The sequence below is a fragment of the Neobacillus thermocopriae genome (assembly GCF_010975035.1).
GTDB classification, from domain to species: Bacteria; Bacillota; Bacilli; order Bacillales; family Cytobacillaceae; genus Neobacillus; species Neobacillus thermocopriae.
Map to the genome: position 1 here is coordinate 88,663 of NZ_JAAIUV010000003.1, position 12,547 is coordinate 101,209.

Here is a 12,547-nt window from a genome sequence, read left to right on the forward strand (position 1 = left end):
CGGCAAAATGAAAGTCCTTCTATTAAAATAAAAGTATTATTAAATGTGTTAGGAGGAGCTGACGTGAGAGTAGCCATTTGTCAATTGTCCACTGGTGTCGATAAAGCTTCTAATTTACAAAAGGCCCTGCAATCTATTGAGAAGGCAAAGAAAAAGGGAGCAGATATTGTTATTTTACCTGAATTTTATATGGCGCTAGCGACTCCAAAGTCTGGCATCCTGCCAGTGGAAGTAGCTGAACCGTTGGATGGCCCATTTGTTACTGCGCTTAAAGAGGCTGCCCGTAAAAACGATATTTACGTGGTATGCGGAATGTATGAATCAAAAGAAGATGAAAACAGTCGTGCCTATAATACGACGGTATTCATTAACCGAGCTGGGGAGCTTATTCATTCTTATCGGAAGACTCATTTATATGATGCATTTAATTATAAAGAATCTGATACGATTATCCCTGGGGAAAATCGGTATAAGGTGGTAGAAACAGAGTTCGGAAAGATCGGCTTAATGGTATGTTATGAACTAAGATTTCCGGAGATTGCTAGACAATTTGCGCTTCAAGAAGCAGATGTTTTGCTTGTTCCAGCAGGATGGATGGCGGGACCGATGAAAGAAGATCATTGGCAAACATTGATACGTGCGAGAGCCATTGAAAATACGATGTTTGTCTGCGGGGCCAACTTAGTTGGCACTGAATTTACTGGTCGCAGTATTGTGGTGGACCCGATGGGGGTTATCATGGCAAGTGGCGGTGAAGAAGAAACACTGATTGTGACAGACATTGATTTAGAACGGATTCAACAAGTAAGAGCAAAGTTACCGAGTGTTCGCGATCGGAAGCCAGAATTTTATTGTTAAGATCATGGAATACCTACAAAGCTACATTTTTACAAACAAGCAGGCACCCTCTGAAGAAAGAGGGTGCCTGTTTGTTTATTTTTTCATTAATAAATAGATAAAATATGGTGCACCAATGAGAGCGACCATGATGCCTGCTGGAATGCCTTCAGGATCGACGGCATTTCTTCCTATCGTATCAGCAAGTAATAATAAAAACCCGCCAAGGAGTAATGCAATTGGAATGGACAATTGGTGTCTTGGTCCAACCAAGGCTTTAGCAATATGCGGGGCTAATAAGCCGATAAAAGCGATTTCCCCAGTAACGGAAACGGCAGAGGCGGCAAGGGCAATGGCTGTCAGCATTAAAGTTAGCCGTTCTTTTTCGAGCGAGACGCCAACACCGATGGCTACAGGTTCGCTTAGACTAAGTAGGTTTAAGCGGTTGGCTTTATAAAGTGTAAACGGAATTAATACTACCAGCCAAGGGAGAATCGCCCAAATAAACGGCCAATCGGTACCCCAAATGTTTCCAGCTAGCCATTTGGCAATAAAATCAACCTTTTGCCGTTCAGCAGATGAAATTAGAACGATCATTGCACCGGAAAAGGCGAATGAAAACCCAATACCCGTTAATACTAGGTTAACCGGCTGAAGACCTGATTTTCGTTTGTATGAGAAAAGATAGATTAATAATGCTGTAACTAATGCACCCAAGAAGGCAACGAGCGGCAATACGTAAACAAATGAACCTACCTCAATAGGAAAGTACAAAAAGAATACGGTAATTGCCACCCCCGCTCCTGAATTGATACCAATAATTCCAGGTTCGGCTAAATCATTGCGGGTAATCCCCTGTAGGATCGAGCCTGAAAGGGCAAGGGCCATGCCCGCTAACAAGGTAATGATCATTCTTGGGAGCCGAATGGAAAATAAGACGAACTCTTCTTTGAATGTCCCTTGTCCGAGTATGGTTGGTAGCAGCCGATCATAGGAAAGAGCAGCGGACCCCATGCCGAGTCCAATGATGCCTGTAAAGGCAATCAAAAACATTAGAATCAAAAGAATGATTCGTTGTTTTCTAATTAATGCTGGTTGAATCATGAGAATGCTTTCCCCCCTTTACGCACAATGATCAGGAAAAAGGGAAGTCCAACCATAGCGATAATGGCTGCCACAGGTGTTTCATAAGGGGCATTAATGGTTCGTCCTAGTGTGTCAGCCAATAGCATAAAGATCGCACCAGTAATCGCGGTCATCGGTAGAATATAGCGGTAATCCGTTCCAACGATGGCCCGAACGATATGCGGGACCATTAATCCGAGAAAAGTCATACTTCCGACAAGAGCAACAGAAGCACCGGCTAGCAAAATGATCACGATAAATAGAATAGTTTTTATTCGGGTGATATTTTGCCCAAGCCCGACGGCCACCTCTTCACTCAAACTAAGAATGGTTAACTGTCTGGAAAAAAGGAATGAAACCGTAATACCGATCACAATAAAAGGAATAATGACTTGGAGCTGGTCCCAAGTCGTTCCAACCATACCTCCAGAAGTCCACATGGCTACATCTTTAGAAATTTTAAAATAAATACCAATACCTTCAGCTACTGCACGTAGGAATAATGATATCGCGGCGCCGGCAAGAACAATGCGGAGGGGGGAAAAGCCACCTTTTTTCATGGCACCAATCCCGAATACCATTAGTGTTCCAGCAGCTGCTCCGATGAAACAAACAATGGTAATCGTAAAATAGTTGGCAGAAGGGATGAAAGCAATGGTAATGGCTAGAGCTGCATTGGCGCCAGCTGTTAGCCCTAAGAGACCAGGATCAGCAAGTGGATTTCTCGTCAAACCTTGCATAATGGCTCCGGCAACGGCGAGTGCAGCCCCAACAAAAATAGCGGCAACTTCCCTTGGAAAACGGATTTCTCGAAGCATTAAAATCGTTTTATTTTTCTCAGTAGAAGTAAGTGCCAGCCATACATCTTTAATGGATGTTTCCGCTGCCCCTACGACCATAGCAATGATAAACATGGCAATAAAAGCAAGAATTCCTGCTATCAGTATAAAGATAAAGGGGATGGAACGTGGATTCTCTTTCTTCATCAGTCTCACATCTTCTCTTTCGTAAAAATAGGGAAAGAGGAATTCTTATATCAAGAATTCCTCCACCGGTTAATTGTTTCCAAGAAATGATTTTTTAATAAATTCTAATTGATTTTCTAAAGTAATTGGGTCGCTGAAGGAAGCACCTTCGCCTCTCATTTCAAATACATGTCCGTTTTTAACAGCAGGAATATTTTTGTAAGTTTCTGTTTCTTGGAAAGAGACATCTGCATCTTGGTATTTGCTTATGATCAGGTAATCACCGACATACTCAGGTAACACTTCAGCAGAAAGTGCATAATATCCATCTTTTAAAGCCATTTCTTTTACTTTTTCCGGCATTTTCAATTTCATAGATTGATAGAGAATTTCGGTACCACGTGCCCAGTTGTCACCGAAGACATAAAGATCCTTGCCATAGCTTTCGATGACAGTGACTGTTGCATCTTCTCCAATTTTTGCGCGGATTTCTTCTCCAGCAGCTTCCGCCCGTTTTTTGAAGTCTTCTACCCAAGCACGGGCTTCTTTTTCTTTGTTTAATAGTTTACCAATTTCAATATGTTGGGTTAAATAATCCAATTTTCCCCATGTATATGTAACAGTAGGGGCAATTTTTTTCAATTTATCAATGTTTTTGATATTAGATAATCCAATAATCAAATCTGGCTCTAATTCGATAATTTTTTCAATATTTTCATCAGAAACTTCCGCAACATCTTTTAATTCGTCTTTAAAAGTAGGGTTATTTTTAGACCAAACATCGACACCAACGACATTGACGCCTAATTGTAGGACATTACCTGTATATCCAGAAAGCAAAACCAGTCGTTTCGGGTTGGCTGGGACTTCAACAGGGCCATTCTCAGATTGATAGGTAATGGTTTTTGCTTTATCCTCTTTGACAGAGTCGCTTTCATCTTTGCTAGAATTGTTGTTGCTACAAGCGCTAATAATTAACACTAACAGCAGAATAAACGGGAACAGCAGTTTTTTCATGTTTGTAGTCTCCTTTTATAAGATTGTAAGTAATGCACATTGGTTTGTTGGTTCGCGGATCTCTTCCGATTTCCGCATCAATTTGAAAAACTTTTCTAAGCACATCGCGGGTTATGACTTCTTCACAGGTACCTGCTTTAACAACTTCACCATCTTTTAAAGCAATAATATAGTCGGCAAATCTTGCTGCCTGGTTTAAATCATGTAAGACCATAATGATGGTGCGCTCTTGTTCTTTGTTTAGTTTTTGCAATAATTCTAAAACCTCAAGCTGGTGAGCCATATCCAAATAAGTGGTTGGCTCATCAAGGAAAATGATATCGGTTTCTTGCGCGAGTGCCATGGCAATCCAAACTCTTTGTCGTTGGCCGCCGGAAAGGGCATCAACGGGATGAAACTTAAAATCAGCGGTTCCTGTGACATCAAGAGCCCATTCAATAACCTCATAATCTTTTTTCGTTAATCGGCCGAAGCCTGATTGATATGGAAAGCGGCCGTAGGATACAAGTTCACCGACGGTTAGTCCGCTTGCACTTTCAGGTGTCTGGGGTAAGATCGCCATTTTTTTGGCGAGTAGTTTTGTGTTTACTTTTGAAATATCTTTTCCATCTAGGACAACGGTACCAGACTGTTGTGAAATAATCCGGGTAATTGCTTTTAATAGGGTGGATTTCCCACAGCCGTTCGGTCCGATAATGGTCGTAATTTTTTTGTCTGGGATTTTCACACTGAGATTTTTTACAATATGGCGTTCACCGTAGCCAATATTTAAACTTTCTGTATAAAGGCGAGTCATTACCTGACCTCCGCTTCTGAATGATAATGATTATCAGTGTCATATTCGTAATTAAATATACCGCCCTATTGACTTTTTTGTCAATATAAATTTTATATTGCTAACACAATAGGAATAGTATATGATTGTAATGAGAATGATAATCAATTACACGCAGATTGTGGGAGTGAACAGAATGGATAAACTTGAACTTTTTGATGTGACGATAATTGGAGGGGGACCAGCTGGATTATATTCTGCGTTTTACAGCGGTCTAAGAGAAATGAAGACCAAGATTATCGAATACCAGCCTTATTTAGGCGGAAAGTTGCATGTTTATCCGGAAAAAATGATTTGGGATGTTGGAGGGTTGACACCTATACCAGCTGCAAAGCTGATTGATCAGCTAGTACAACAAGGATTAACCTTTAATCCCACAGTGGTATTAAATGAAAAAGTAAAGTCAATTTCGAAAAATAAAGATGGTATATTCGTTTTAACGGGTTCGTCAGGACAAAAGCATTATTCAAAAACCGTCATTGTCGCAGTTGGGAGCGGAATTTTGAAACCGCATAAGCTCGAAATTGAAGGAGCAGAACGGTTTGAGGTTACCAATTTGAATTATACCGTGAAATCATTAAAGCGTTTTAAAGATAAAACAGTGATTATTTCTGGTGGCGGTAATTCGGCTATTGATTGGGCTAATGAGCTAGAACCAATTGCAAAGCAAGTATATGTAGTCTATCGGAAGGAAGCTCTGAATGGGCATGAAGCCCAAGTCTCTCAGCTTTTAAATAGTTCGGTTATTTGTTATTTTAATACCTCCATTACCAAATTAATGGCTAGTTCCAATCATGAAGTGATCGAACAGGTGGAATTGACCAACCAGCAAACAGGGGAAACTTTGTATTTGGCGGTTGACGAGGTGATCATTAATCATGGGTATGAGCGAGATGCTTCTTTATTAAATAATAGTGAAGTAGAGATCGCCATGGCAGATGATTTTTACATTGAGGGAAATGCAAACAGTGAAACTTCTGTCCCGGGAATTTACGCTGCGGGGGATATATTAAAGCATGACGGGAAAGTTTATTTAATTGCCGGTGCCTTCCAAGACGCCGCTAATGCCGTCAACAGGGCAAAGCAATTTATTCAACCTAATGCGGAAAAATATGCGATGGTTTCTTCTCATAATGAGAAGTTTAAAGAACAAAATAAAGAGCTTGTTAAACAAATGATGAATTGAATTCATGTAAGGTTGAAATAAACAAAGAAGGGAAACCCCAAGTTTATGGGGTTTCCCTTTTTGATTAATTAACGAACTTAAAGTGGTGGATGTTCTACTCCTAAGTGAATCCAATCTTCTTTTGGTGGTCCATACACCCCATAAGGCTTAATTCCAGCTTGACGCATGAGTACGGTAGCTTGTCCACGATGATGAATAATGTGCTTAATGAGTCCCATCAATATTTGAGCATTTGTTTCTTTTCTTCCAAACGCGATTTGCACTTCTTTTAAGGTTTCATCTGTCCATTGTTCTTCAATGGCTTTGGCAGCAGAAGAACTGATCTGCTTAAAAGTTTCTACAATTTCTTTCGCAGAGGTAGGGACCTTTTCTGCATATTTTATTTCATCCATTTTCAGCCCGAAATGAGCTAAATACTCTGGTATATTGGTTGTAAAATGCCAAACAATCCTTCCTAATGTACGACCTTCTGGGTACACTTTTTGATTTAAGGAATCATCCGTTAAACCTTCCAAAACCTTCTGAGTTAACGATGCCTCCCAATTCCACTCTCGAATAAAGTCTGCAATCGTTACATACATTCACGATCCCTCCAAAACATTTGTGAGAATATAGTATAAAACATTTGTTCGTATGTTTCAATTTCCTTTTTTATGGAGTTATGGCTGCCCTCATTAAATGTTGACATTCATTAAAGGCTTCATGTGTCTTTCAAGTATAAATAATGTTTCATTGGCATATTCGTGCTTTGATTCTAGCCATTTACAACAAGGAGAAACTATTTTCTAGGATGATTACTTAGGTACCGTAATTGTTTGCCATCCAAAGCGGATATAAAAAAGGGGGGCAGGTGCCCCGTAAATAGAAAGAATAACTAAATCTCAATAATAATTGGCAAAATCATTGGTTTTCTCTTTGTTTGTTGAAACAAATATTGTCCCACGGTTTTTTTGATGGTTTGTTTAATGATATTCCATTGGCGGATATTTTCCGCAAGCAATTCCTCAACAGACTTTTTCACCAAACCATTGATCTCTTGTAGTAGATTTTCGGAATTTTTCACATACACAAATCCTCGTGTAATGGTGTCGGGACCTTGGATGATTCTTCCGTCCTGTTTACTCAATGTTAAAACAATAACGAGCATGCCATCTTCAGACAACTGCTTCCGATCTCGAAGCACCACGTCACCGACATCTCCCACACTTATCCCGTCAACATATACATCCCCAGCTGGAACATTTCGAGTTTGTCGAGCAACTCCACCTTGAATATCCACGACATCACCATTTCGGATAATAAAGGTATTTCCTTTCTCTACCCCAACTGACTCTGCAAGCTGCCGGTGATGGTGTAACATCCGATATTCGCCATGAATGGGAATAAAGTAGGTCGGTTTCATGAGGGTAAGCATCCATTTCAAATCTTCCTGATAGCCATGACCGGAAACATGCATTCCGGTCGTGCTGCCAGAACCATAAATGACATGTGCCCCAAGTTGAAAAAGTTGGTCAATAATTCGTGACACCGCTTTTTCGTTTCCCGGTATTGGGGAAGCAGCCATAATCACGGTATCTCCCGGATTTATCGAGGCATCGCGGTAGTTTCCAGCGGCCAAGCGGGCAAGAGCGGCGTTGGGCTCACCTTGACTGCCCGTGCATAATACAGCGACCTTTTCTGGAGTATGTTTTTCTATCTCACTTGCTTCAATGATCATTCCCTCTGGTACGGACAAATACCCACGTTCCATCGCAACCTCTAACACATTCACCATACTTCTACCTAACAACGCCAGCTTCCGGTTTGTCTTAATGCAGGCTTCGACTACTTGCTGTACCCGATTTACATTAGAAGCAAAGGTTGAAACAAAGATTTTCCCGTCCGCTTTTAAAAATGCCTCCATTAGATGGTTGGCAACCATTTGCTCTGAAGGGGTGAATCCCTTTCGCTCTGCATTGGTGCTCTCGGATATTAAGACGAGCACCCCATTCTGTCCAATTTCAGCCATTTTATGAATATCGGAATTTTGGTTATTGGTAGGGGTTAAGTCGAATTTAAAGTCTCCGGTATGAACCACATTTCCTTCTGGCGTGTGAAAAACAATACCTAAACAATCAGGAATACTATGGCTGACTTTGAAAAAAGATACCTTAATATTCCCAAATTCCAGCCTTGTATCCTCATCGATGGCAATGAGTTTCGTATCACCTTTTAGCCTATGTTCTTCTAGTTTCAATTCAATTAGCCCGAGGGTAAACCGTGTCGCATAAATCGGTACATTGATTTTTTTTAAAAAGTAAGGAATACCACCAATATGATCCTCGTGGCCATGAGTGACAATTAGAGCTTTGATTTTATCTCGGTTTTCCTCTAAATAAGACACATCAGGTATAATCAGATCAATCCCTAGCAAGCTTTCGTCCGGGAACATACCGCCACAGTCGATGACCACGATCTCATCGCCATATTGCACCACATACATATTTTTCCCGATTTCGTTGACGCCTCCAAGGGCAAAGATGGATAAGGTATTTTGATTGGTTGTCAAGTCGATACCCTCCCGTATTCGATAAGATGTTCCTAGTATTTCCTCTTTGAAAATTAAAAATTCTAACAATAAAGAATAGGGAGTACTATACATAGTCGAATTATTCCTTTTATACAATCTGGTTCATTAGTTTATTGGTAGTATACAAGTGTGTTTTATGGAAAAAAAGTCCAGTAGAACAAAATGGCTCTACTGGACTTATTATTTAAAGTAAACTTTTCTCATCTATTATTATTTCTCCTGTATTTTTAAAGCGTTCCAGAATAACAAATAATCTAGAATAGCAATCTTGGATAGTTTTTTCATTTTTAATATTATTGTGGAGTCCTAGTCCCCAATAGGTGTCCTTATAAAATCCTATTAAATAATCTTCTGACTTGTTTTCCAAAGACAGATGAACAATTAGAGAAGATTAGAAATTCTAATGAAGACTATGATATAGAATTAACATATGAACAAGCTGTTAAAAGAACAGCAGAATTAACTGGAAAATCAATTGAACAAATTAAAAAAGAGCATCCAAATACTGAATCTAGTTTTTCGAAAATTTTTAATGGAGTAGCAGTAATGGCTGCTAGTACGTGTAGTTGGCATGAAACTTCCACTACACACACAGTAAAGAGTTATAATGCTAAACTACTCGTCATTGTAAAAGCATGTAGGAGTGGCTCTTTTGGTTGGATAGATACTAAAACAAAACCAATGCTACAAAGTTTTAAAGCTGGAAGTAAATATTTCCAAGGGTCAATTAAAGTTGATTTAGAATCAACAGGTTATTATTATGTTGTAAATGGTAGTTTTTACAATAATACTACAGTCTCTCATACAGGAACTACAGGTGCTAATACAGTATTTACTGCTACTTATACTGTAAGTTCAACATCTAATTATTATGGATCATTATACACGGGTGTTAAGTGGAAACAAGTTACTCCTTAACTTTTTATAATAGGATAACTCAGACCACGAAAAGTTTTTTCTAATGCAACAAAACATTTATTTTGTTGTATGAGCAAACTTTATAAAATTTGTAGAATCCCTTATGTAATAAGGGGTTTTTCCTTTTAGTAAGGCATAGTTATATCTATTTGCAGAGATTCAAACTTGGTTCGGAATGGGCGTTGGGAGTAGTTATATCCTCTTTCCATTCCTTTGCACCAAGAAAAGAGATATTTTTATCCTGAAAAAAAAGGAGTCTTATTAATTAGAAAAAAAAAGCTCCAGTTGGCTAAGCAACTGGAGCTAAGAATTATAGTGCCTCTTTAATAATTTTTTTGTAATAGAAGACAGATAAAATGCCAAAGATGGAGTACAATGCCGCATATAATAGCATGACAATCAGCATTGGGGTCCAAATTTCAGTACCGAATAGGAACCAGCCGGATTGAACGGCGAAGTAACTGTGAGAAAGCCCGACCACTAATGGAATGCCAAAACTAAAGAGCTGTTTTCCTTGAATTCCTTTGATTAAATCACTTTGTGTAAAGCCAAGCTTCCGTAAGATTGTATAGTTTGGTTTTTCTTCTTCACTTTCACCCATTTGTTTAAAATAAAGGATACATCCGGATGTGATAAGGAAGGTTAAGCCTAAGAAGCCGACAATAAACATTGCAAGTCCTAATACTCTTTTCTCGTTATTGCTAATTTCAAGACGGGAGTTGCTCTCACCTTTAAATTTCATTTGTTGGAATTTGTCATTAGCTATTGCTAATTTTGCTTCATCTTTTAACTCAATTCCAATATATAGGGACGACTCCCTCTGTATATCTGGAATGAGATCGTTTTTTAACTGCGTAAAGATGGTTTCGTCGACAATCGCAACGGGAGAACTGAATGTAAAATATAATGAGACGAGATGATCTTTTTTCAATTCCGTATACTTTAATGGGATCACTTCTTTTTGCCCTTCCAATTCAATAGGTCCGGAATCTTTAAGGGGCATGAATCTTTGCATTAAATCATTATAACCAGATAAAACCACTTCATCTCGTGAGACATTTATATGTTTGACCGCCCGCTCACTGACCACGGGAAGGGTCAAGTTATTAGGGTTAAACAACTTTTCTTCTAAATTCGAATCGATGATGTTTGAAAGGTTGGCTTTTGTCTGTATCACTTCAATCCTTTTCTCTTTATACTCGATACCTTCTTTTTCAAGTGCATCGGTAAAACGCTTGGCGTCATCGGAATAGATAAAGGCAAAATCCGCTGCAACATAATCTTTCGCTGTTTGTTCTGCTGAATAATAGGAGATATAGCTAAGAGATAGTAACCCAATGGCTAAGGCGGACACAGTTGTAATAATAGTTAAAAGAAGGGCGTTCGATTTCATGCGGAACATGATGGAAGACAGGGACATGACTTCTTTAATCGACAAATACCCATCCTTCTTTTTTCGAATAAGATGAAAGATAAAACTAACGGATCCTTTGTAAAAAAGGTAAGTTCCGACAATAACTAATATCAATATTGATATCATCGCCACAAACAGCCCTGTTACAGTCGTAAAGCTACCATCAAATAATTTTGATGATATAAAGTAGCCGAGAGTAATAAAAACCATGCCGGCAATCCCAATAATCATTTCCCAAATCGATAATTTTTTCGCATTCCCTTCCGTAGACGACTGGACTCTGAATAACCCTAAGATTGTCTGACGCTTAATAAATAAATAATTCATCAGCATAATCAAAAGGTAGACAGCGGAAAAAACAATGACGGTTTGCACGAATGCCTCTGATGAAAAATGAAGTTTCGCAATGGCTTCCACTCCGGTAATTTTAAAGACAATCATCACGATAAGCCTAGAGACGGAAAACCCGAGAAAAATCCCAATGACTAAAGAGCTGAAATAAAGAATAAAGTTTTCGGCACTCAAGATACGAAATATCTTGCCTTTCGTCATTCCAATTAATTGAAATAAACCAATTTCTTTGCTGCGCCGTTTGATAAAAATGGTATTAGCATAAAGTAAAAAGACAGATACAATTCCAATCAGTAACACAGATCCTGCTCGAATGGCAGCTGCCCCTTTAACCGAGCCTTTTGCCTCATTCATGGAAGGATCATACTGTAGTGTAACAAAGGAAAAATAAAGGACAACGCTGAAAATAAGTGCAAATACATAGAGATAATAGTTTTTTAAATTCTTTTTTAGGTTGCGGAGGATGAGTTGATTAATGCTCATGATGTGACACTCCTCCTAAAACGCCTTGTGTTTTCATGATGTCTTGAAAGAACATCTGCCTTGATTGTTCGCCTTTGTTAATCTGTGTAAAGATTTGCCCGTCTTTAATAAAAATAACGCGGCTACTAAAGCTTGCTGCTACTGGATCATGCGTTACCATCACGATCGTGGCATTTCGTTTTTCATTTAACTGGCTTAATTTATGAAGTAAGTCAGAGGCCGATTTGGAATCTAGCGCACCGGTCGGTTCATCGGCGAAAATAATGCTCGGTTCATGAATAAATGCCCGAGCCGCTGAAGTCCGCTGTTTTTGGCCACCGGATATCTCATTCGGGTATTTATCTTTCAGTTCATAAATCCCCAGTTCCTTGGCTACTTCTGTAAATTTCTGCTCCGCTTCTTTTTTGGACATTTTCGAAATGGATAATGGCAAGAGAATGTTTTCCTTGACGGTTAACGTATCGAGTAGATTATATTCTTGAAAAATAAACCCTAAATGTTTTTTGCGGAACTCAGCGAGCTGCTTCTCCTTCATTCGTGTAATTTCTTTGCCTTCAATGTGAATCATGCCGTGGCTCACTTGATCGATGGAGGAGAGGACATTTAACAATGTTGTTTTTCCCGAGCCTGATGGACCCATAATGCTGACAAATTCTCCTTGATGGATGCTTAGGTCCAGTCCTTTTAATACTTCTTGCTTATTAAACTTGTTTCCATAGCTTTTATATATTTTTTTGGCTTGTAAGATTGGCATATCGACACACTCCTTTATTCGATAGTTTTATTATAAAAGCTGGTGTGTATCCGAATCCTTCGATTTGGCGAACAAATACGAAAAGCATGTGAC

11 protein-coding genes are annotated in these 12,547 nt (G+C 39.1%); 3 read left to right on the forward strand and 8 right to left on the reverse strand.

Going from position 1 to position 12,547, the window contains the following annotated elements:
- The first annotated feature begins 63 nt into the window (after positions 1–63).
- Positions 64–858, forward strand: coding sequence for a carbon-nitrogen hydrolase family protein (locus G4Z05_RS03020; RefSeq protein ID WP_163250407.1), 795 nt, complete (start codon positions 64–66; stop codon positions 856–858).
- A 75-nt stretch (positions 859–933) separates the two neighbouring features.
- On the opposite strand, the gene G4Z05_RS03025 is transcribed toward G4Z05_RS03020, so the two are convergent.
- From G4Z05_RS03025 to G4Z05_RS03040, 4 genes are all read right to left on the reverse strand, one after another.
- The gene (locus G4Z05_RS03025; RefSeq protein WP_163250408.1) at positions 934–1,941 is read right to left on the reverse strand and encodes a FecCD family ABC transporter permease; all 1,008 of its coding nucleotides are present in this window, start codon (positions 1,939–1,941) and stop codon (positions 934–936) included.
- Complete coding sequence (locus G4Z05_RS03030; RefSeq protein ID WP_163250409.1) at positions 1,938–2,948, reverse strand: FecCD family ABC transporter permease; 1,011 nt, start codon at positions 2,946–2,948, stop codon at positions 1,938–1,940. The genes G4Z05_RS03025 and G4Z05_RS03030 overlap by 4 nt, the downstream gene beginning before the upstream one ends.
- 69 nt (positions 2,949–3,017) lie before the next feature.
- Positions 3,018–3,944, reverse strand: coding sequence for an iron-hydroxamate ABC transporter substrate-binding protein (locus tag G4Z05_RS03035; protein ID WP_163250410.1), 927 nt, complete (start codon positions 3,942–3,944; stop codon positions 3,018–3,020).
- Positions 3,895–4,740: an ABC transporter ATP-binding protein gene (locus tag G4Z05_RS03040; protein WP_163250411.1), complete on the reverse strand. Its 846-nt coding sequence runs from the start codon at positions 4,738–4,740 to the stop codon at positions 3,895–3,897. Before G4Z05_RS03040 ends, G4Z05_RS03035 begins: the two co-directional genes overlap by 50 nt.
- Positions 4,741–4,915: 175 nt before the next feature.
- On the opposite strand from G4Z05_RS03040, the gene G4Z05_RS03045 reads away from it, so the two are divergent.
- Entirely contained in the window at positions 4,916–5,965 is a 1,050-nt protein-coding gene (locus tag G4Z05_RS03045; RefSeq protein ID WP_163250412.1) for an NAD(P)/FAD-dependent oxidoreductase, read from the forward strand.
- A gap of 77 nt (positions 5,966–6,042) precedes the next feature.
- On the opposite strand, the gene G4Z05_RS03050 is transcribed toward G4Z05_RS03045, so the two are convergent.
- Together G4Z05_RS03050 and G4Z05_RS03055 are read right to left on the reverse strand one after the other, a co-directional pair.
- Positions 6,043–6,546 carry a DinB family protein gene (locus G4Z05_RS03050; protein WP_163250413.1) on the reverse strand — a complete coding sequence of 168 codons (504 nt, stop codon included), beginning with the start codon at positions 6,544–6,546 and terminating at the stop codon, positions 6,043–6,045.
- Between the two features lie 293 nt (positions 6,547–6,839).
- Positions 6,840–8,513 carry a ribonuclease J gene (locus G4Z05_RS03055; protein ID WP_205597421.1) on the reverse strand — a complete coding sequence of 558 codons (1,674 nt, stop codon included), beginning with the start codon at positions 8,511–8,513 and terminating at the stop codon, positions 6,840–6,842.
- A gap of 567 nt (positions 8,514–9,080) precedes the next feature.
- Between G4Z05_RS03055 and G4Z05_RS03060 the strand changes: the two genes are divergently transcribed.
- Positions 9,081–9,452: a hypothetical protein gene (locus tag G4Z05_RS03060; RefSeq protein WP_163250415.1), complete on the forward strand. Its 372-nt coding sequence runs from the start codon at positions 9,081–9,083 to the stop codon at positions 9,450–9,452.
- Positions 9,453–9,762: 310 nt separating this feature from the next.
- On the opposite strand, the gene G4Z05_RS03065 is transcribed toward G4Z05_RS03060, so the two are convergent.
- Both G4Z05_RS03065 and G4Z05_RS03070 read right to left on the reverse strand, forming a co-directional pair.
- Positions 9,763–11,700, reverse strand: coding sequence for an FtsX-like permease family protein (locus tag G4Z05_RS03065; protein ID WP_163250416.1), 1,938 nt, complete (start codon positions 11,698–11,700; stop codon positions 9,763–9,765).
- A complete protein-coding gene (locus tag G4Z05_RS03070; RefSeq protein ID WP_163250417.1) occupies positions 11,690–12,454 on the reverse strand; it encodes an ABC transporter ATP-binding protein in 765 nt (254 codons plus the stop codon). The genes G4Z05_RS03065 and G4Z05_RS03070 overlap by 11 nt, the downstream gene beginning before the upstream one ends.
- Between the last annotated feature and the right edge of the window lie 93 nt (positions 12,455–12,547).